At 39.7% G+C, this 21,665-nt stretch carries 20 protein-coding genes and 1 tRNA gene; 11 read left to right on the top strand and 10 right to left on the bottom strand.

The window, feature by feature from the left end; translation table 11 throughout:
* Positions 1-30: 30 nt before the first annotated feature.
* From ubiG to yfaE, 5 genes are all read left to right on the top strand, one after another.
* Complete coding sequence (gene ubiG, locus PAT01_RS00900; RefSeq protein WP_138578115.1) at positions 31-741, top strand: bifunctional 2-polyprenyl-6-hydroxyphenol methylase/3-demethylubiquinol 3-O-methyltransferase UbiG; 711 nt, start codon at positions 31-33, stop codon at positions 739-741.
* Positions 741-1,421, top strand: a complete 681-nt coding sequence (locus PAT01_RS00895) for an HAD family hydrolase (protein WP_138578117.1) — start codon at positions 741-743, stop codon at positions 1,419-1,421. Before ubiG ends, PAT01_RS00895 begins: the two co-directional genes overlap by 1 nt.
* Positions 1,422-1,833: 412 nt before the next feature.
* Positions 1,834-4,116, top strand: a complete 2,283-nt coding sequence (gene nrdA / locus PAT01_RS00890) for a class 1a ribonucleoside-diphosphate reductase subunit alpha (RefSeq protein ID WP_054982452.1) — start codon at positions 1,834-1,836, stop codon at positions 4,114-4,116.
* Positions 4,117-4,189: 73 nt separating this feature from the next.
* Positions 4,190-5,320 carry a class Ia ribonucleoside-diphosphate reductase subunit beta gene (gene nrdB / locus PAT01_RS00885; RefSeq protein WP_004587863.1) on the top strand — a complete coding sequence of 377 codons (1,131 nt, stop codon included), beginning with the start codon at positions 4,190-4,192 and terminating at the stop codon, positions 5,318-5,320.
* The gene (gene yfaE, locus PAT01_RS00880; RefSeq protein ID WP_004587862.1) at positions 5,320-5,592 is read left to right on the top strand and encodes a class I ribonucleotide reductase maintenance protein YfaE; all 273 of its coding nucleotides are present in this window, start codon (positions 5,320-5,322) and stop codon (positions 5,590-5,592) included. The genes nrdB and yfaE overlap by 1 nt, the downstream gene beginning before the upstream one ends.
* A gap of 2 nt (positions 5,593-5,594) precedes the next feature.
* On the opposite strand, the gene PAT01_RS00875 is transcribed toward yfaE, so the two are convergent.
* Both PAT01_RS00875 and PAT01_RS00870 read right to left on the bottom strand, forming a co-directional pair.
* Positions 5,595-6,197 carry a DUF1287 domain-containing protein gene (locus PAT01_RS00875; RefSeq protein ID WP_138578119.1) on the bottom strand — a complete coding sequence of 201 codons (603 nt, stop codon included), beginning with the start codon at positions 6,195-6,197 and terminating at the stop codon, positions 5,595-5,597.
* A gap of 27 nt (positions 6,198-6,224) precedes the next feature.
* Complete coding sequence (locus PAT01_RS00870; RefSeq protein ID WP_138578121.1) at positions 6,225-6,698, bottom strand: hypothetical protein; 474 nt, start codon at positions 6,696-6,698, stop codon at positions 6,225-6,227.
* Between the two features lie 344 nt (positions 6,699-7,042).
* Between PAT01_RS00870 and PAT01_RS00865 the strand changes: the two genes are divergently transcribed.
* A complete protein-coding gene (locus tag PAT01_RS00865; RefSeq protein ID WP_404820997.1) occupies positions 7,043-7,468 on the top strand; it encodes a hypothetical protein in 426 nt (141 codons plus the stop codon).
* Between the two features lie 1,022 nt (positions 7,469-8,490).
* A complete protein-coding gene (locus PAT01_RS20190; RefSeq protein ID WP_288635997.1) occupies positions 8,491-8,661 on the top strand; it encodes a hypothetical protein in 171 nt (56 codons plus the stop codon).
* Between the two features lie 496 nt (positions 8,662-9,157).
* On the opposite strand, the gene PAT01_RS00855 is transcribed toward PAT01_RS20190, so the two are convergent.
* On the bottom strand, positions 9,158-9,586 hold the full coding sequence (locus PAT01_RS00855) for a tetratricopeptide repeat protein (protein ID WP_138578123.1): 429 nt from the start codon (positions 9,584-9,586) through the stop codon (positions 9,158-9,160).
* A 212-nt stretch (positions 9,587-9,798) separates the two neighbouring features.
* Here PAT01_RS00855 and PAT01_RS00850 point away from each other — a divergent pair, with 212 nt between their 5' ends.
* Both PAT01_RS00850 and PAT01_RS00845 read left to right on the top strand, forming a co-directional pair.
* Positions 9,799-10,188: a YkgJ family cysteine cluster protein gene (locus tag PAT01_RS00850; protein ID WP_138578125.1), complete on the top strand. Its 390-nt coding sequence runs from the start codon at positions 9,799-9,801 to the stop codon at positions 10,186-10,188.
* Positions 10,189-10,312: 124 nt separating this feature from the next.
* Positions 10,313-12,694, top strand: coding sequence for a TonB-dependent receptor (locus PAT01_RS00845; RefSeq protein WP_154944408.1), 2,382 nt, complete (start codon positions 10,313-10,315; stop codon positions 12,692-12,694).
* 268 nt (positions 12,695-12,962) lie between these two features.
* On the opposite strand, the gene PAT01_RS00840 is transcribed toward PAT01_RS00845, so the two are convergent.
* The 7 genes from PAT01_RS00840 to PAT01_RS00810 all read right to left on the bottom strand — a co-directional run bounded on the left by PAT01_RS00840 (position 12,963) and on the right by PAT01_RS00810 (position 18,421).
* On the bottom strand, positions 12,963-13,583 hold the full coding sequence (locus PAT01_RS00840) for a BamJ family beta-barrel-assembly machinery protein (protein ID WP_004587856.1): 621 nt from the start codon (positions 13,581-13,583) through the stop codon (positions 12,963-12,965).
* A gap of 69 nt (positions 13,584-13,652) precedes the next feature.
* Entirely contained in the window at positions 13,653-14,039 is a 387-nt protein-coding gene (locus tag PAT01_RS00835) for a hypothetical protein (protein ID WP_029772511.1), read from the bottom strand.
* 53 nt (positions 14,040-14,092) lie between these two features.
* Positions 14,093-14,183 (bottom strand) — tRNA-Ser (locus PAT01_RS00830).
* A gap of 128 nt (positions 14,184-14,311) precedes the next feature.
* Positions 14,312-14,689 (bottom strand): hypothetical protein, encoded by a 378-nt coding sequence (locus PAT01_RS00825; protein ID WP_024034084.1) that lies wholly within the window; start codon positions 14,687-14,689, stop codon positions 14,312-14,314.
* 204 nt (positions 14,690-14,893) lie between these two features.
* Positions 14,894-15,442: an NAD(P)H nitroreductase gene (locus PAT01_RS00820; protein WP_004587853.1), complete on the bottom strand. Its 549-nt coding sequence runs from the start codon at positions 15,440-15,442 to the stop codon at positions 14,894-14,896.
* Positions 15,443-15,685: 243 nt separating this feature from the next.
* Positions 15,686-16,369, bottom strand: a complete 684-nt coding sequence (locus PAT01_RS00815) for an HvfX family Cu-binding RiPP maturation protein (protein ID WP_054982447.1) — start codon at positions 16,367-16,369, stop codon at positions 15,686-15,688.
* A gap of 90 nt (positions 16,370-16,459) precedes the next feature.
* Positions 16,460-18,421, bottom strand: a complete 1,962-nt coding sequence (locus PAT01_RS00810) for an oxidoreductase (protein ID WP_154944406.1) — start codon at positions 18,419-18,421, stop codon at positions 16,460-16,462.
* 219 nt (positions 18,422-18,640) lie between these two features.
* Here PAT01_RS00810 and sppA point away from each other — a divergent pair, with 219 nt between their 5' ends.
* Both sppA and ansA read left to right on the top strand, forming a co-directional pair.
* Positions 18,641-20,506 (top strand): signal peptide peptidase SppA, encoded by a 1,866-nt coding sequence (gene sppA, locus PAT01_RS00805; protein ID WP_154944404.1) that lies wholly within the window; start codon positions 18,641-18,643, stop codon positions 20,504-20,506.
* A gap of 82 nt (positions 20,507-20,588) precedes the next feature.
* Complete coding sequence (gene ansA / locus PAT01_RS00800) at positions 20,589-21,599, top strand: asparaginase (RefSeq protein ID WP_024034079.1); 1,011 nt, start codon at positions 20,589-20,591, stop codon at positions 21,597-21,599.
* Positions 21,600-21,665: the final 66 nt, after the last annotated feature.

The following is a 21,665-nucleotide window of genomic DNA, read 5'->3' as shown; positions in this document are numbered from 1 at the left end:
AATGGCCTCAGATTGACGAGGAAGTATTTTATGACCGAACATCAAAATGTAGATAACGCAGAAATAGCAAAATTTGAAGCCATTGCAGAGCGATGGTGGGACCAAGACGGAGAGTTTAAACCTCTTCACGAAATTAACCCATTACGATTAGACTTTGTGGCTAACAAAACCCAAGGCTTATTTGATAAAGAAACACTCGATGTAGGCTGTGGTGGCGGCATTCTTAGCGAAAGCATGGCACGCATGGGCGCACACGTAACCGGTATAGACATGGGCCAAGAGCCACTCACCGTAGCAAAGCTTCATAGCCTAGAAACCGGTGTAAATATTGACTATATAAAAGTACCTGCAGAAGAATTTGCAACCCAGCACCCTGCTCGCTTTGATGTAATAACCTGTATGGAAATGCTAGAGCACGTACCTGACCCTGCTTCTATTATTCATGCAGTCGCAGAGCTTGCCAAGCCAGGGGCTGATGTTTTTTTCTCAACCCTAAATAAAACGCCTAAAGCTTACTTGTTTGCTATTGTAGGTGCTGAAAAGCTGTTAAAAATGGTGCCTGAGGGCACACACGATCACAACAAATTTATCAAACCTGCACAACTTATTGCATGGGCTGAACAAGCCGGTTTAAAAGTACGTGCCAGTGCTGGCCTGGGCTACAACCCGCTTTCTAAGCAGTATTCACTAAATACAGATGTGAGTGTTAATTATATTCTTCATTTTGAGAAGTTAGCGTAATGGCTAGCTCTCATACCCCCTTAACTCCTTTTGAGTACGACGCTTTCTTATTTGATTTAGATGGCACCTTGCTTGATACGGCAGACGATTTAGGTGCTGCTTTAAATGCTGTACTTAAAAGTGAAGGTGTTGCGCAAGTTACGCCTGAAGCGTATAGAAAAGTAGCGTCTAATGGCACCGGCGCATTGCTTGAACTTGGCTTTAAAGCGCAATGGGCATCGCAAGCTCAAACTGAACGTATAAAACAGTTAGTCAGCCACTACAGCCAAAACCTAGCGACACACACCCGCTGCTTTGAAGGCATAGAATCATTACTCATAGCCCTTGAGAACCAAGGTATAAAATGGGGAATAATGACTAATAAGCCCGGTTTTTTAACCGATCCATTAGTGGCTGCTATACCCGCTTTAAAAAATGCACACGTTGTGATCAGTGGCGATACGCTCACCGAGGCTAAACCATCACCTTTACCCTTACTACACTGTACAAAACTGATGAACGTAGATCCTAAACGTTGCTTATACATAGGTGATGCTCAACGTGATATAGAAGCAGGTAAAGCCGCAGGTATGCACACAGCAACAGCGCTTTGGGGCTATATACCAAGTATTGATGAGGCCAAGGGCTGGGAAGCCGATTTTAACTGGCACAGCCCCATTGATGCTTTTAACCATATATAGTGTCATGTAAATTTTTAAACACTATATATTGTGATTGTGTTAGTTTTTATGCAAAGCTTGATGATAAAAAAAGCAGTCGAAATTTATTTTCAAAATGCGTAAATTTAGCAGATCATTAGTTGATTTTTAGCTATTTCAACTTAAATGATTGTTCGAAGGTGAGTGACTACTAACACAAATACGTTATCCCAAAGTTATCCACAAATAGGGGCAATTATGTCCCTTGCAAATCAGCTCAGACCACACTATCTTGTGATCTCTAAATTGAACAACACCAGATATTGTGGCCAAATGTTATTCAATTAAATTCGCCAATACGGTGAAACTTATAATAAATGAATACGTACCTTGCTTTGGCGAGGTATAAAGCATTGGTCAAAATACACAATTCCCAAGGAATACAGGCAAAGCTATGAACCAACAGTTATCTGTAAGCAAGCGTGACGGGCGTAAAGAGCCTTTAGATCTTGATAAGATCCATCGCGTTATTGAATGGGCCGCCGAAGGTTTAAACAACGTATCGGTTTCACAGGTTGAATTAAAGTCACACATTCAATTTTACGACGGTATTCGTACAAAAGACATTCACGAAACCATCATTAAAGCAGCAGCCGATCAAATTTCAAAAGAGTCGCCTGACTACCAGTACTTAGCTGCCCGCTTAGCTGTATTCCACTTACGTAAAAAAGCGTATGGCCAGTTTGAGCCACCACGTTTATTTGACCATGTTACAAAAATGGTTGAAGACAAACGCTACGACGCTCACTTACTTGTTGATTACACAGAACAAGAGCTTGACGAGCTAGATGCTTATCTTGATCATTCGCGCGATCTTAACTTTAGCTACGCAGCAGTAAAGCAGCTTGAAGGTAAATACCTGGTACAAAACCGAGTAACGGGTGAGATTTACGAAAGCGCTCAGTTTTTATATATCTTAGTGGCTGCGAGTTTATTTTCTGACTACCCGCGCGAAACGCGTACTGACTACATCAAACGTTTTTACGATGCAGTATCAACGTTTAAAATCTCCTTACCTACGCCAATTATGTCGGGTGTGCGTACACCTACGCGTCAGTTTAGCTCGTGTGTACTTATTGAATGTGGCGACAGCCTTGATTCAATTAACGCCACATCATCTGCCATTGTTAAGTACGTTTCACAACGTGCAGGTATTGGTATTAACGCCGGCCGTATTCGTGCATTAGGTAGCCATATCCGTAATGGTGAGGCGTACCACACAGGTTGTATTCCTTTTTATAAGCACTTTCAAACAGCAGTTAAAAGCTGCTCGCAAGGTGGTGTACGTGGCGGTGCTGCAACGTTATTCTACCCGCTTTGGCATTTAGAAGTAGAAAACCTACTAGTACTTAAAAATAACCGTGGTGTTGATGATAACCGTGTTCGTCATTTAGATTACGGCGTACAGTTTAATAAACTAATGTATTCTCGTTTAATTAAAGACGACTACATTACATTATTTAGCCCATCAGATGTGCCTGGCCTTTACGATGCATTCTTTGAAGACCAAGACGAGTTTGACGCGTTATACGTAAAATACGAGCAAGACGAGTCTATTCGTAAAAAGCGTATTAAAGCGATTGAGCTTTTCTCAATGTTCGCACAAGAGCGTGCCAGCACAGGTCGTATTTATTTACAAAACGTGGATCACTGTAATACGCACAGCCCGTTTATTTCTAAAGTTGCGCCAATTCGCCAATCTAACTTATGTTTAGAAATTGCATTGCCAACTAAGCCGTTAAATAACGTAAACGATGAAGAAGGCGAAATTGCACTTTGTACGCTATCTGCATTTAACCTAGGCGCTATTGAGTCACTTGATGAACTTGAAGAGCTTGCAGAGCTTGCAGTACGTGCACTTGATAACCTACTTGATTTCCAAGACTACCCAGTACCGGCTGCACGTAATGCCACTATGGGCCGTCGTACGTTAGGAATAGGCGTAATTAACTACGCTTACTACCTTGCTAAAAATGGTAAGCGTTACTCAGATGGCAGTGCTAATGCACTGACTCACAAAACGTTTGAAGCAATTCAATACTACCTAATGAAGGCATCAAACGAGCTGGCTAAAGAGCGTGGCGCGTGTCCTAAGTTTAACGAAACAACGTACTCTCAAGGTATTATGCCAACTGATACGTACAAACGTGACTTAGATAAAATTTGTGATGAGCCACTGCACTTAGATTGGGATTCATTACGTGCCAGCATTAAAGAGCACGGCATGCGTAACTCAACACTTAGCGCATTAATGCCTTCAGAAACATCGTCGCAAATCTCTAACGCAACTAACGGTATTGAGCCACCACGTGGTCACATTAGCGTTAAAGCAAGTAAAGACGGTATTTTAAAACAAGTAGTTCCTGAGTACGAACGCTTAAAAGATAACTACGAGCTACTGTGGGATATTCCATCAAACGATGGTTACTTACAGTTAGTGGGCATAATGCAAAAGTTTATTGACCAAACTATTTCGGCCAATACTAATTATGATCCAAACAAATACGAAGGCGGTAAAGTACCTATGAAAGTCTTATTAAAAGACTTACTAGGTGCATACAAGCTTGGTGTTAAAACACTTTACTACCATAACACCCGCGATGGCGCATCAGATGCACAAGACGACACTCCAGAAGTGGAAGATGATGATTGTGCAGGCGGCGCGTGTAAAATTTAATAGTTAAACTTAAAGCGGGCTCTTTGCCCGCTTTGTCCTGATAGTTTTAGTGATAGTTTTTTGAGTGATAGACATGTCTTATACTACTTTTAGTCGTAACCATAATGATCAAATGCAAGAGCCGATGTTTTTTGGCCAAACCGTTAACGTTTCGCGTTACGATCAACAAAAATACCCTATTTTTGAAAAATTGATTGAAAAGCAACTTTCGTTTTTTTGGCGTCCAGAAGAAGTAGACGTAAGTAAAGACCGTTTAGACTTTCAAGCATTACCAGAGCACGAAAAGCACATATTTTTAAGTAACTTAAAATATCAAACGCTGCTTGATAGTGTACAAGGCCGCTCGCCAAACGTTGCCCTACTTCCTATTGTGTCTATTCCTGAGCTAGAAACATGGATAGAAACATGGGCATTTAGTGAAACTATTCACAGTCGCTCTTACACCCACATTATTCGTAACGTTACACAGTCACCAGAACTTATTTTTGATGACATAGTAAGTAACGAAAAAATTAGCGAACGTGCTGATGCGGTAACCACCTACTACGATGATTTAATCAATGGCGTGTCGCTCTATAACCTGTATGGCGAAGGCAAGCACGAAATTAACGGTCAAACCGTTGTGATTAGCTTATTTGATCTTAAAAAGAAACTTTACCTTGCCATGATGTCGGTAAATATTCTTGAAGCCATTCGTTTTTATGTCAGCTTTGCGTGTTCGTTTGCCTTTGCTGAGCGTGAATTAATGGAAGGTAACGCTAAAATCATCAAGCTAATAGCACGTGATGAAGCACTTCACCTGTCGGGTACGCAGCATATTTTGAACATTATGCAAGATGGTAAAGACGACCCTGAAATGGCGATTGTTGCCGCGCAGTGCCGTGAAGAAGCCATTAAAATGTTTGTTGAAGCCGCAGAGCAAGAAAAAGAATGGGCAGAGTACTTATTCAAAGATGGCTCTATGATTGGTTTAAACAAACACATTTTATGTCAGTATGTTGAATACATCACCAACGCACGTATGACCGCCATTGGCCTGCCTGCGCAATTTGAAAACAACAGTAACCCAATTCCATGGATCAACTCATGGCTTGTCTCTGACAATGTGCAAGTTGCACCGCAAGAAGCTGAAATTAGCTCATACCTTGTAGGTCAAATTGACTCACAAGTAGATGCCTCAGAATTTGGTGACTTTGATTTATAATGAGTGACAAACCCACTGCAAGTATAACGCTTGCAGATAACAGCCAGTGTATAGAGTTTAGCACTGGCTGCCCTTCTGTTTTACATTGCTTAGAAAACCAAAAAATAGACGTAGCGTATCAATGCCGCGAAGGTTATTGTGGCGCGTGCAGAGCCACGTTAGTCTCTGGCCAAGTGCACTATAACGAAGAGCCTTTAGCGTTTGTACGCGAGGGAGAAATACTGCTGTGCTGTTGTAAGCCAAACGGTAATATAAGTATTAATTTAAAATAAATTTACTGCGTTTTATTCAAATACTGTGGTTCAAACCGGTAGTGCCCCGTGACTTTATAATCAAAAAGCATATCGGTTTTTTCTGCCCCACGCCCAATGTTATGTACAATTAATGGATTGCCAGTTTGTACTGAACGCTCATTAACTACCATCCCTATATGTGGCAGGTTACCCGGTAACATCCAAGTCACTATATCACCTGTTTTATACTCTTCAGGGCTATCAGATAACACTAACGCACGACCCTGTCTTTTAAAGTAGGTTTGTAAGTTAGGCACTCTTCGGTGGTCTATATTTTTATCAGGCTTATTTAAACCCCAAATACGTTTAGATGGATACAGTGTAAAGTTATTTTGCATGTCTTCATGCACGAGTTTCTGTAAATCGATGCCTAACTTTCTGTAACTTCTAATTATTACATCGGTGCACACACCTACATTCTCAGGTACATCACCACCAGGATAGCCAATAGAGCGATAAGACCCATCGTAGGTAACGTTATGTGTTGTTCTTTCAAGTAATGCAGCCACAATATCGTCATCAAACGATGCCGCATAGGCATTTACACTAAGTAAGCTCAGTAAAAAAACAGTAAAGCGTGTCATATGCAATCCTTTGAAAATGTTAATTAACTACAACGCTTGAACCACGTGTTCAGGCACGTTTATTTTATTGCCATTATTTGTAAAGTGCTTATCAAGACCATACGCCATTACTTCAAGTGGCGCAGCTGCATAACCAACCTGCTGAATTTCGGTTAAGTAACGTAACATAAAAGCCTCGGCGCCAAGTTCACTCCATTGGGCTACGTGAACAAGTTCATGAAAATGTACAGCTAAATTATCAGCTACGTAAGGAAGCATGTAATAAGTGTTTTTGTATGTAGTACCTGCGGCATCCATGTCAATAAAATCGTCTAATCCCATTTCACGCAAAAAAGGAAAGTTAGGTTTGGGTATTTCATCGACAATAACGTAAAAGGCATTTTTTAAAAATTCGACAGGATAAAACCCTGCAAACTCACGAGCAAATTTCTCACAACTAATTCTTTGGGTTTTATATTTAATATTTGTTGCATCAATCCATTGTTCTATTTGTTCGAGCATGTCCTTTCTCCAAAATACTAACTTAACATTGTATAAGTGTTGTAAGCCAACAACTCAATTGTAACAAAAGTAAATTAACGAATCTCTTTTTTAAAATTTAAAAATGTTAATCACTCTTCGGTTTAATTTAAAGACAGCGCGTATTTGCCATGTACAGGGAGTAAGCTCATAGAATAGGCGTGGTTTACCTTAAAACCAAACTCTATGCTAATAATTTCAACATAGAAAAATAAACAGTTCCTAGATAGTTAGACGTCTTCTTTATACTTAAAAAACTGTTATTATTTGTAACTAAAATCGTAGCTAAAACACTTATGTATAAATTTAACCTTACATACGTGAATTTGAGTATTAACACAATGCGTTTATGTGCAAGCCTTTTACTAATTTTACTTTCTGGTACAGCTAATGCTGAAAATATAAAACCCTTTACATCAGATGGGTGTAGCTCATTCCCTGATGGGACCATACATCATAAAAAGCTCTGGTTAGCGTGCTGCACAGCGCATGACTATGCCTATTGGCAAGGTGGTACGTACGAGGAACGTTTAAAAGCAGATAAAGTATTACAGCAGTGTGTTGCTGATGTAGGCGAGATACATATAGCTAATCTCATGCTTGCTGGGGTACGTATTGGTGGAAGCCCTTTTATACCAACCACGTTTAGGTGGGGCTATGGCTGGTCTTATCCTAGGTTATATCAAGCATTAACAGCAGATGAGGTTGAGCAAATCACTGCTTTAAAAACTGAGTTAACTAAATCTGACTAAGGTCTTGTTGTAAAAAACTGACTATAAAAATAATATCAAAAGGAATTGAATCACTGTGCTTATACTTATACTACTGAACGTCGTTTTAATTTTATTTCCAACAGTAATATCTTACTTTATTGCGCGTAATTACGCTAAAACCGCGAAATCAACAAATAAAGGAGCCTATATTAGAGCAGTGCTTTGGCCTAGTGTTTTTTCGTGGACAATTTTTGCTGCTTTTGGGCACGGTGCAATCATCTTTCCCCTACCCTCAATACTCGCCGCAGTATTATATTTTTGTTTTTATGGCGAACGAGACGTCTATTATAACCCCCATGTTTTACTAAGCCCAACTATTCCAATAGCGGTTTATTTAATAAGTTATTTCAAATGCAAAAAAGCTGCCAATAAAGAGCTGACGCCCTAACCTACTGCATACTTGATAGTACGTTCTAAAATCACACATACTATTACTGTATTCCTATTAGTTATAATAACGTGAACACTATTAACTGAATATAATTGTGTAAATAACAGGTCTGGTAAATTAATAAAGCGTCATTACCAAAAATAACGAGTTTACTTATGCACCCAGATATACAAAAAAACTTTAAAATAAAACCTGCTCACATCATTTCATTCATTGTGTTTTTACTAGTTTCTATGTCTACACTAACCGCCTAAGTGTATGCCGCTGATGCTGTATGGCCTTCAAAAACCACTTACAAATATGCAAATGTAAATGGTAAAAAAAATCGTCTATCGAGAAGCTGGTACACAACATAAACAAACTATTATTTTATTACATGGTTATCCATCATCGTCACATAGCTACCGTGAACTAATTCCTCTTTGTCTGGGCGCTAACACGTAATAGCGCCTGATTATTTAGGTTCTGGTTATAACGCACGCTCAAACCCAGAAACTCAAAAATATACTTTTGATTTTCTGGCTCAATACTTGAAGAGTTACTAACAACGCTTAAAGTAAGGCGCTACGGCCTATATATACAAGACTTTGGAGCACCTGTGGGCTTTAGCATGTTGTTAAGTAACCCAATTAGACTTGATGCACTTATTGTACAAAATGGCAATGCGTATTTAGTAGGGCTAACCCTACCGAGGCAAGCGTTTTTTAAAGCCGCGAATGAGCAGAAAACACAAGCTCAGAGGGATAAATTTATTCATTCACGTCTAATAAAGCCATTATAAATAAGCAATATTTATGATACGTACAAAGTAACCCAGAAGTGACGAGCCCAGATAGCTGGACTCACGTTCTTCACTTTTTACAAACCAAATCCGATAGAGTAATTCAAGTACAATTGCTACAAGATTACTACAACAACCTTCTCGACTATCCAAAATGGCAAGCTTATTTACGCAATTACCAACCCCCAACGTTAATTGTATGAGGTAAAAACGACCCTGCGTTTATAGCCGCAGGCGCTAAAGCATACTTAAAAGATGTACCGAACGCTGAACTACATTTACTCGATTCAGGACACTTTAGTGTTAAAGAAAAACCAGTAGAAATTGCAAAGTACATTGTTGATTTTATGAATAAGCTAGCTCAATAGTAAGCCTTTTCTTTTGGTTTAGTATTTATAGCGAACATAAAAAAGCACTGAGGGTATAAACCATCAGCGCTTTATTAAGCTTAAGCCAAATCCACAAGAATCACATTTAATATGGATAAGTTATGTATTTAGCCTTCTTCTTCAATAAGTGACTCTAGTAGGTCGTGTATTTCGGCTTTAAGCGCTTTATCTTCAATTTTATTAGCGCTTACCTTGGCATTTTTTAGGCTTTTAATCGCTTCGTTTGTTTGTCCAAGCTCTATTTGTAGAGTGGCCATTGAATAAGCAACCGACGACATATGATCTTTATTATTGATTGCAACCGACTTCTGTAGCGCTTTTTCATATGCGGTAATTGCCTCTTCAAGTTCTTCGGTAAAGTCAGCTAAGGTTTCCCACTGTACAGGGTGATCTTTTGAAGTATTCTCGTTTTCTTCACAAATAGCTTTGAGCCTAGAAAATAATAATTCAAATCTTTTACGGTCGTTTCTATTTGCAGCTTCCATCAGTTGCTCTGCTAAATCATGTACTGCTTTATATACTTTGGTGTTCATCATCAGGAACTATCCTTAACTGGTCACTAAACTAACTATTTAGAGGCGCCCTAATCTTATTAGAACGGCTAATTATTTAGGTGTAATAATACATTAATAATAGATAGCGGGTTGGAAATAAAAGTGTGGTTTTAAAATTATATATAAAAAAGTAATCCACGTTAGTTACAGTGATACACTGAGGAACAAATGGACACCTAATATACTGGCTAAAAATGAAAGAGTGCAACCAATGCGGTAAATGCTGTATTAAATACGGTGGGGGCGATTTAAGTGCAACCGTACAAGAAATTGAAATGTGGGCACTGTTTAACCCAGAGATTTATCAATATGTTAAAGATGATGAAATTTGGTTTGATCCAAAAACGCAAATGCGACTCTCCACTTGCCCCTTTTTAGAAATAGCGCCCAAAAAAGAGCCCTCCCATAAAACAATGTATACCTGCAGCATTTACCTAGATAGGCCAGAAGATTGCCGCCATTATCCAAGCCTGGTCTCAGAAATGATACGTGATGAATGCGAAATGATAGAACCTATCGATGTAAAAAAACAAATTAGAGCACAACATAAGCTTAATATAATTATGCTTGATAGCCGCTCTTAAACAACTTATCTTATTTGCGTGTTTATTCATCGAAAAACATTAAGCTATAGTATAACATTGTTGATAAGTCAAAAATGCGGTGTTATATTATATCACAACATAGTAACCGCGAACCTTTAAGATAATGACAAAGTTAACATTAATTTCCTCTGCAGTTTTTTCTGTTTTATGTTCTCATTCAGCACTTGCTGCTACCGTTACCGGTAAAATAACAGACGATAAAAACCAACCTATTGAAAACGCAGCTGTACACGTACATGGTAAAGACCAAGGTGTAAAAACCAACGCACAGGGCGAATTTTCTATTGATGTAGACTCTCAAAGTCAATTGCATGTAAGTAAAGACAACTTTATAGACTCGCGTATTGCGGTAAATGAAAACTCAAACAATGTAACGGTGTCGCTTACCCCTACCTCGGTAGAAACCGTTGTTGTATATGCCTCTGCACTGCATAAAAATAGCTTAGAAATGATTTCGCCGGTTAGCGTTTTATCAGGTGATGAGCTTAAAAACAAATCAAAAGCGACCCTTGGCGAAACACTAAAGGGCTTACCAGGAGTTAATGCCAGTTACTTTGGTCCGGTATCATCAAGCCCTATTATCCGTGGTTTAGATGGCCCTCGCGTTAAAATTACCCAAAACGGTTTAGATGCCAGCGATGCATCGCGCATTGGTCCTGACCATGCAACCTCAAGCGACAGCTTAGCAGCGGAACAAATTGAAGTACTGCGCGGACCAAGCACCCTACTTTATGGCTCAGGCGCAATAGGTGGTGTGGTAAATGTGGTTGATAACCGTATTCCAACGAGCAATTTAGATGATTTAACCGGTGCTGCTGAATACAGCCATGACACGGTTTCTAACTCAAATACCGTGGCTGCAAAACTAGAAACAGGAAATGACGGATTTAACTTTCATTTTGATGGGACTAAACGCAGCGGCGATGACTATGAAACGCCTACATTTAACATTACAGATGAAGATGGTGATGTTGAAACTCATAACTCTGTAGAAAACACTTTTATTGATAGCGACACATTTAATGTAGGTACGAGTTATGTGGGCGATCATTTAACGGTTGGCTTTTCTTACGGTAGCATTGAAACCGATTACGGTATTCCTGGGCATGAGCATCATGATCATGACCATGAAGGTGAAACCGAAGAAGAACACGATGACCACGCAGATGAAGAGGAAGAAGAGTCTGTTTATGCACATCTAGAGCAAGATCGTTGGCAAGGCCTTATAAGCTATGCGCTTGATAATAACTGGATTGAAAATATTAATCTTCGTGTTGGCTACACTGATTACAAACACAGTGAAATTGAAGACGGTGCAATTGGCACCACCTTTAAAAATGAAACAACCGAAGCACGCTTAAATGTAGAGCACAAGTTAGCGCAGTGGCACGGTATGATGGGCTATCATTATAGCGAATCGGACTACGACGCAATTGGCGAAGAAGCATTTACTCCTGCAAGTGTGACCACTACACATGCGTTATACCTACTTGAAGAACGTGAATTTGGTGATGTTACACTCGAGCTTGGTGCGCGTATCGAAGATTACGAAATAACAAGCACAATTACCGAAAGCGAGCACGCACATGATCACGATGAAGAAGAAGATCATGACGAAGGCGAAGAAGAAAGCATTGCATACAGTGAAAGCTTTACTAATGTAAGCGCCTCTGCCGGTGCTATTTGGCAATACACACCAGGGCAAAGCGTAGCACTTAGCTTATCTCACTCTGAGCGTGCGCCCCTTTCTGCTGAGCTTTTATCAAACGGATTACACATTGCTACAGGTACTTACGAGCTAGGCCTTGGCTATCATATTGAAGATAACGAGGTTCACTTTGAGCCAGAAGACATTAAACAAGAAAAATCGACCAATTTAGATTTTAGCTTTAGACGTTTTAGCGGTGACTTTGGTTACACAGTTAACTTTTTCTATAACGATATTAAAAACTTTTATTATCAACAAAATACTGGATTAGTTTACGACGAAGAAGATGGTTTAGAGTCTGCAATTGGCGCTCATGATGATGCGGTTGCCGTATATCAATTTGCCAGCAAAGATGCTGAACTCTACGGTGTAGAATTTGATGTACACTATCAAATTGACCCTAATGCCATGGTTAAAGTATTTGGTGATTCAACACGCGCTAAGCTAAAAGACGACGAAGGTAACTTGCCGCGCATACCAGCAAATAAATTAGGATCTGAATTACAATACAATGTAGGCGATTTACAACTAACACTCACAGGTACGCACTACTTTGAGCAAGATAATATTAACGCCTATGAAACTAAAACCGATGGCTACACAATTGTTGATGCTCAAGCTAATTATCAGTTAAGTTTAGGCGCTATAGATACGCAGCTATACTTAAATGTAGATAACATTACAGACGAACTTGGCTTTGTTCACAGCTCGTTTATAAAAGATAAAGCCCCACTACCAGGTAGAAACTTCCGCTTTGGTATTAGAGGTTATTTTTAATAACGCTTTGGCATTTATTTAGTTACTTTTAAAGCCGCATTTTATATGCGGTTTTTTTATGCCTACTCATTTAATTAACTAGGTTATTTACTTGTTGTAATAGCGTTTGTAGCGCAGGTAGCAAGTTTATCTTTCCCCCAAAATAACTCACTTAATTATGCGGATAGGCCTAAATTATTAACGTTTTTAAAGCTTGGTATAAAACCACAAGACACAAAAAAGCCGCGGTCAAGACCACGGCTTTTTAAATACTGACTTAATAACTAAATTAAGAAAGGATTTCGTGTAGCTCAACGTCAAATACAAGCGTTGAGAAAGGTGCAATTGCAGCACCTGCGCCACGTTCACCATAAGCAAGCTCATGAGGAACGTAAATACGCCATTTAGTGCCTACTGGCATCATTTGTAAAGCTTCAGTCCAACCTTTGATCACGCCACCTACTGGGAATTCAGCTGGTTGACCGCGCTCGTAAGAGCTATCAAATACTGTACCGTTAATTAATGTACCGTGGTAATCAACACGTACTGTAGACTCAGCAGTTGGCTTTTCGCCTTCGCCTGTTGCTAGTACTTCGTATTGTAAACCAGACTCGGTAACAGTGATTTCAGGACGCTTAGCGTTTTCTTCTAAGAATGCAATACCTTCAGCAGAAAGTACTTTTGCTTCTTCTTCACGACGCGCTTGGATCTCTTCGTTAATTTTTTCAAATGCAGCTTGGATCTCAGGGATCTCAACTTGAAAAGCGCTACCAGCGTACGCATCTTTCATGCCTTCAAATACTGAATTTAGGTTTAAGCCTTCAAAAGGGTTAGACTTAAGTTGCTCACCCATTTGTAAGCCAATACCGTAACTTGCTTTTTCAGCATCTGTAGTAAAATTATCTGACATAATGTGTTTTTCACGTTTTGTTAGTTAAAAGACGCGTACATGCTAACATAAAATAAAACCGGTTTGGGGCTAGTTTTTACTGTGTTTTACCTTAATTTTGCCAACTATGTAGCTACAGAGGGGTAAACTGAATAAAAATCCAACAAGCAATGGCCACGCTAGTAAACCGCCACTGCCAAACAGCACCAATGGAACTAATACTAAACCAACTAAAGCAATAAAAGCTGCGCCAATAACAGGCCAATGCGTATCGTATTTAGTAATAAGATGCGCAGTTAATACGTTAAAGCCAATACCATACACAAAGGCGGTGATAAGCGTTGCGTCTGGTTGTGCATCTGCTGCCATTTTTATTAATAAATTAATCGCGCTTTGATAACAGTAGCCAAATACAATCCACAGTAGTACATGCTTTACTAAGCGCTGGGATGTTGTAAGGTTTGCTTCTTTTGACATTTATTAAACTCCACAAAGCAAAAAACCGCCCATAAGGCGGTTTTTTTAAATAATGGTGGAGAGATAGGGATTTGAACCCTAGATAGGCTACAAACCTATGCCGGTTTTCAAGACCGGTGCATTCGACCACTCTGCCATCTCTCCGTACGGCGCGAATAATAGGGGGTATTGAGCAACTTGTAAAGACCTAAATGTAAATAATTAGCTAAAAACAGCATTTGGTTCAAAAAACCACCACAAATAGCTAAAAACCTAGGTTGCGCGTTACCCTATTAATAATATTGCTTTGGCCTGCGCGCAATCCACGAACAAATTAAGCACAGTAATAAACTGAGTGCTAAAAATGTAACGCTTTGAAATATTAAATCAAAACGGTTTAAATCATCACTTGGTACTACCACAAATAAAAATGCAGGTAATACACTAAGCAATAACACATAAAAACAAATTTTAAAGGCCCGACCAAAATCAAACCTTTTAGACTGCTGCATCCACCAGGTTAATAAAACAAGCATTCCCATAGCAGAGCCAGCTATAAAATGTGCAGTATTCGTGCTCATTGCCACATAAAGTGTAATAAAAGCACCCACTATTCCCCAAATTGACCATGCCAGCCAATTCTCTTTTTCTTGTAAAAATAAATTTCCCATCGTTTTCGTCTTCTTTATCGTTATTTTTATTAAGACTTTCCATATTTTAACAAAAAACAACCGATTAAAAAACAAACTGAAGAAGAAAAAGTTAACCTATATTGCTTCCGTGCACTTCTCACAGCTAAATCAAAAAAGGACGAGCCTAACAGCAGCAACCTTAATGCTTTATGACTGCGCAGAACTGCAATAGTTCATTATTTATTATAAATAAGTGAAGTAATCATCTGGTTTATGCTTAGCTGCCTTTTTGCACTCAATCTCTGGGGTGCCTAAATATAAATACCCAACAATTTCATCTTGTTCATCTAAATTAAGGGCATTTTTTACCGCTGTGCTCTGTGCAAAATACCCTGTACGCCATACACCACCTAAACCTTGTGCAAATGCGGCTTGTTGCATGGCAAGTACACTGCAACCGGCACTTTGTACTTGCTCAATACGCGGCACTTTTGGATGGGCTTGATATTTAGCAATAGCAATAATGATCATCGGTGCGCGCAGCACAAGCTCTTTTGCACGTTTAATCACTTTTTCTTCTTGCTGCTCAGCAACGGCGCTTTGATGGTATATCTCACCTAATTTATGGCGGGCATCACCTTGAACGACAATAAACTGCCAAGGCGCAATGCATCCGTGATCAGGAACCCGTAACGCGGCTTGCTTTATAATATCGAGCTGCTCTGAATTTGGCCCTGGGGCGGTTAATTTAGCGTCAGATTGGCGGGTTAGTAAAAGCTCAATAGCATCCATAGCGTACTCTCATAATTCAAAACGTTAGAGTACCATTTATGCCTTTAAAAAATAAACTCTGCTTAATTATCAATTTTATTAAAACCCTACTTACTTCTCTCGTATAAAAGCGCCATTACTGCGTAAACAATATTCATATACCACTGTATAAATCCGATAGAGGCGCTATGCGTTTAACACACGTTACAAACAAAAAGGGCGTATAAAAAATATTTATACGCCCTTTTTAAACCAATTTGTTTGCTACTCTTTTACTACTGCACGCCTGAGCCAATAATCAACACTAACATAGCGACCGCCACCTACAAAAAACAAGCTAAGTAACATGGCAAAATAGATAGCAGAAAATTCAATACCGTTATTTATTATGGAAGGTTTACCTTTTTCATATAAGTAATCAGTAAATCCGTGCTCTTCAACTATGCCCCTAATTTTACCTATACGTTCTTGTACTTCTAGTGAGTTTTCAAGGCTTTCTTTAGCCCCTGGAATTGATAACCAATCAAGTACTTGAGCTGAACTGGTTGTAGGGTTTGATGGCGCTATAGCAAACCAACCATTATGCCAATGCACAGTTGTTGCTGCCACAACCATTGTAAACATCAGCGGAATGCTTACTAAGCGGGTAAATAGCCCAAAGAGTAAAAACCACCCGCCTAAAAATTCACTCCAGCCTGCTAAAAAGGCAAGTAAGTCTGGAAATGGTAAGCCTAAACCCCATTCACTATTGCCAAACCATTGCACAACGCTTGCATCAGCAAGAAAATAGCTAAAAAAGCCGTCGGTTTCTCCACTTAGGGCTAATTTATTAAAGCCCGCAATAATCATTACGGGGGCTAAAATTAAGCGAAAAAGTAACGCAGGTAATCCGTCGGCATACGATAGATTACCCATGATTTTATTATACAAACGAAATAATTTACTCATGTGTGGCCTGCTTTGTCAGTGTATTAAGTTATGGACTCTATACACACAAGACCTGAGGGCACTGTAAATTATTTCATTTTATTAACACTGTTAAATGGCTCTGGCCACTTGAAGTGCTTCAAAAATTGCACGCTTTGCATCAATTGCTGCTGCTAATTTAGCACCACCAATAACATGTACCTTTGCATTTTCGCGGTGTTGCTCAAGCACTTCATTATTAGAAACCTGCCCTATACACGCAATAACCGTATCAACCGGCAGTACTTGTTTTTCTCCGGCAACAGTAACTGTAAGGCCGTTTTTATCAAAACTGTGGTACTGGCAATCAGCAATTTGTTTAACACCATGTTGCTTAGCAACTTGACGATGTATCCAGCCTGTGGTTTTTCCAAGCCCGCTACCAAAGCGCCCTGCACTGCGTTTTAGCATGTATAATTGTCGCTCATCTTTGTGCGGCTCTGCCTCGCACTCAATACCCCACTGCTTTTTAAACTCAGGAATAGATTGCGATTTATGCTCACTTAAAAAAGCAACCATATCAAAGCCAATACCGCCGGCACCTAAAATGGCTATTGATTTGCCCAGTTCGACCTCACCGCGTATAACTTCATCATAAGCGAATACACGCTTAGAGTCTGCGCATTCAATTGCAGCTTCACGCGGGCGTACACCTGTGGCAAATACGATGTCATCGTATTTTTGTAACATTGCATCATCGTAGGCTTTACCAAGCTCTACATTTACGTTGAGCCTTTCAAGTTCATTAGTAAAGTAGCTAAGCGTATGGTTAAAGTCTTCTTTACCTGGAATTTGCATGGCTAGATTAAATTGGCCACCCATTTGTGTTTTTTGATCGATAAGCGTTACTGTGTGCCCTTTTTCAGCCAAATAACAACTTGCCGAAAGCCCAGCAGGGCCCGCGCCAACAACTAATACATTTTTAGCGTTAGAAGCTTTATCTAACGGGTAATCAAGTTCAAAGGCGGCTTGTGGGTTAACTAAACAGGTTGCACGTTTATTTTTAAATACGTGGTCTAAACAGCCTTGGTTACAGCCAATACAAATATTTATTTGTTTAGTTTGCTGATTTTGATATTTGTTAAAAAACTCAGGATCGGCCAATAAAGGGCGCGCCATTGAAATTAAATCGGCTTCATTATCGCTAAGGATTTGGTTGGCTATATCCGGCGTATTAATACGGTTTACAGCTATAACAGGTACATTCACCACTGACTTTAATCGTTTTGAAGCTTCTTTAAATGCTCCAGGAGGCACCATACTGGCGATTGTTGGCACGCGTGCTTCATGCCACCCAATGCCAGTATTAAAAATATCAACACCGGCCTGCTCAAGTGCTTTTGCCTGAATAGTGACTTCATCAGGGGTTGAGCCATTCGGGATTAGGTCCATAACAGATAATCTAAAAATAATTAAAAACGTATCAGATACTTTAGCCCTAACGGCTTTAACTATTTCAAGCGCTAATCGCATTCTATTTTCTAGGCTACCACCAAATTCGTCATCGCGCTTATTGGTGTGTGGCGCCATAAATTCATTAATTAAGTAACCTTCAGAGCCCATTACTTCAACACCATCGTAACCTGCTTTTTCTGCCATATAGGCAGAGTGCGCAAAGTCTTTAATGGTTTTTTTAATCGAGCCTAACGACATTTGTTTAGGTTTGTATGGATTTATAGGCGCTTGAATAGCGCTCGGGGCTTGGTTAAACGGATGATAAGCGTATCGACCAGCATGTAAAAGCTGCAAACATATTTTTCCGCCATGTTTATGAACGGCGCCTGTGTATGCACGGTGTTTAAATACATCATAATAGCTGTTAAATGATGAAGAAATAGGCGTTAATTTACCGCGCAAGTTAGGGCTGTAGCCCCCGGTAATGATCATGGCCGTGCCGCCTTTAGCACGCGCCTCGTAAAAAGCGCTTAACCTTTTGCGGTTGTGCCAGCCCTCTTCAAGGCCTGTATGCATTGAGCCCATTACCAAGCGGTTTCGTAATTGTGTGTGTTTTAATTGTAATTGTTGTTCTAACATCCTGTGCCCCGTTAACTGGTCTAACCTGTATACATTAGCTAATTCTGCTTTAATGGCAAGTAATAAGCAATATGTGCCTGCATTTAATTAAAAATACGATTAAAAACGTATATTTATGTAACCTCATAAACACTTCGTTACGATTTAGCAGTTAAAATTATTTTTATTCTAGGCTAAGATGGAACTAATGTATTAGCTGTACCAAATTAAGGAGCTATTTTGATAGCAAAGGTATTTAGAGGTATTTGGGCTGGAATAAACTTTTCTCGTCGTTTAATACTCAACATTTTGTTTTTATTACTGGTTGTTGTATTTTTTATGTCGCTATCAAGCGATGACGATACAATAATAATAGAAGATGGCTCTGTACTTAGGCTTAATCTTAATGGGCCTATTGTGGAAGAAAAAACATATATAGACCCTGTCGAAGCAGCCATTAACGATGCTACGTCTAATTCAGAAGCACCTAGTGAAATTTTACTTGATGATGTAGTCAAAGTGATTGATGAAGCCACTAATGACGAGCGCATCAGCGTTATCTTACTAGATTTGCAAGAAATGCCGAAAGCCCACCTAAATAAGCTAAAGCGTATTACTAAATCGTTAGATGCCTTTAAGCAAGCGGGTAAAAAAGTGATTGCATCGGGTTACTATTACACTCAATCGCAATATTATATTGCATCGCATGCCGATGAAATTGCAATGCATCCTTATGGTTCGGTAGCCATTGAAGGCTATGGGATGTATCCACTTTACTTTAAAGAAGCACTAGAAAAACTTAAAGTAACGCAGCATATTTTCCGTGTTGGTACGTTTAAGTCGGCGGTAGAGCCGTTTATTCGTAACGATATGTCTGATGCTGCTAAAGAAGCAAACCGAGTTTGGCTTGGTGCATTATGGAGCGAATATAAGCAAGATGTTGCTGCGGTACGCCCTTTTGATGAATCTAACTTTGACGAAACCATGGATGCTTACCTTGCTAAAATGAAGGCGGCAAATGGCGATGCAGGTAAATATGCACTTGACCATCAATGGGTCGACTCGCTTAAAACAACTCAGCAAATTCGCCAACAACTCATTGATTTAGTTGGCGCACAAGAAGACGGTAAAACATTTAAGCAAGTGTCTTTTCGTGAATACTTAAGCTTAGTTAAGCCCCCTATCGAATTTGATAACCCAATTACAGAAAAAGTTGCTGTAGTTGTTGCTAAAGGTACGATTGTTGATGGTGAGCGCAAAGCAGGTGAAATTGGCGGCGATTCTACCGCAGCATTACTTCGCAAAGCACGCCTTGATGATAAAGTAAAAGCGGTTGTTTTACGTATTGATTCAGGTGGCGGCAGCATGTTTGCCTCTGAGGTTATTCGCGCTGAAGTATTAGCACTTAAAGCCGCAGGCAAACCTGTAATCGCATCGATGAGCTCAGTTGCTGCATCTGGCGGTTATTGGATTGCCTCAGCAGCTAACGAAATTTGGGCAGCACCAAGTACTATCACCGGCTCTATTGGTGTGTTTGGTACATTTATGACTTTTGAAGATACTTTATCTGAAATTGGTGTGTACTCAGATGGTGTTGCAACGTCAGAAATGGCTGGATTTTCTATTACTCGCCCGCTTAATGAAAAAATGGCGCAAGTTATTCAAATGAGTGTTGAAGAAGCTTATAGCCGCTTTATAGATGTGGTTGCTGAAGCGCGCAATATGACACCAGAGCAAGTTGATAAAATTGCACAAGGGCGTGTTTGGATTGCTTCACAAGCACAAGAGCTTGGCCTAGTTGATAAGCTTGGTGATAAACAAGATGCGATTGATGCAGCAGCGGCGCTTGCAAAACTTAATCACTACGAAGTGAAAACAATTAAGCAAGACCTAAGCCCGCAAGAAAAAATGCTGCAAGATATTTTTGGCAGTGCATCCGTTAAATCTATGCTTGGCTTAAATACAAATACAGCCTCTGTTTTAGCCACTCAAGCTAATATTAATACGGTGATAAAGCGCCTAAGTAGTGAAGTAGCTGATCTGAAAGATTATAACGATCCGCAGGGTGTATACGCACGTTGTTTAGAGTGTAGCGTTGCACAATAAAAGTGCACGTATTTACTCAAGCAGCTGTATTTAAAACAACTTAACGTTATACTAAGCCCAGTTTTTTTACTGGGCTTTTTTTATGAAACGTAAACGCATTTATATCGCATACACTGGCGGTACCATAGGTATGAAAAAATCGAGCCGTGGCTACATTCCGGCTGAAGGTTTTTTAACAGAAACAGTGGTCAATAACGCAGAATTTAACCGTGAAGAAATGCCCCTTTTTGATATTCACGAGTACTGCCCTTTAATCGATTCATCAGATATGTCGCCAGCGCATTGGCAACTAATAGCTGATGACATTAAAAGCAAATACCACGACTACGATGGTTTTGTGGTACTTCATGGCACCGATACAATGGCTTACACGGCCTCGGCCCTGTCGTTCATGTTCGAAAACTTAACTAAACCCGTTATTGTTACTGGCTCACAAATTCCTTTATCGCAATTACGCTCTGACGGCCAAGTTAACTTATTAAACGCCATGTTTTTAGCGGCTAATTACCCCATTGCTGAAGTGAGCTTATTTTTTAATAACCAATTATTTAGAGGTAACCGAGCCACGAAAGCACATGCCGATGGTTTTAATGCCTTTGCGTCTCCTAACCTAGAGCCTTTAGCGTTATCTGGAATTAATATTCAGCTAATTAAAGGTCAGCTAAGTCCTTATGTAGAAAACGAACTACAGGTAACCACCATTACACCTCAACCAATTGGTGTACTTTATTTATACCCAGGCATTAGTAAAGACGTGGTTAAAAGTTTGGTGAATGACAATATAAAAGCACTGGTATTGCTTAGCTTTGGCGTAGGTAATGCCCCACAAGACCCTGACTTTTTAGACGTGCTAAGTGAGGCAAGTAAACGCGGCATGGTTATTGTTAATTTAACGCAGTGTTTAAAAGGCCATGTAAATATGGGCGGTTACGCTACGGGTAACGCGTTATTAAATATTGGTGTAATAAGTGGTTACGATATGACACTAGAGGCGTGTTTAACAAAGCTGCATTATTTGTTTAGCCAAAACCTAGAAATTGAAACGATTCGCCATTTAATGCAAGACAATTTACGCGGTGAATTAAGTCGCTAAATTTAGTGACCAAAACGCAAAAGGCACGCTAAATAGCGTGCCTTTATTAATTTATAAACGCGGTAA

This window comes from Pseudoalteromonas atlantica, assembly GCA_007988745.1.
Taxonomy (GTDB): Bacteria; Pseudomonadota; Gammaproteobacteria; order Enterobacterales; family Alteromonadaceae; genus Pseudoalteromonas; species Pseudoalteromonas atlantica.
This window is presented reverse-complemented; position numbering and strand designations above follow the sequence as displayed.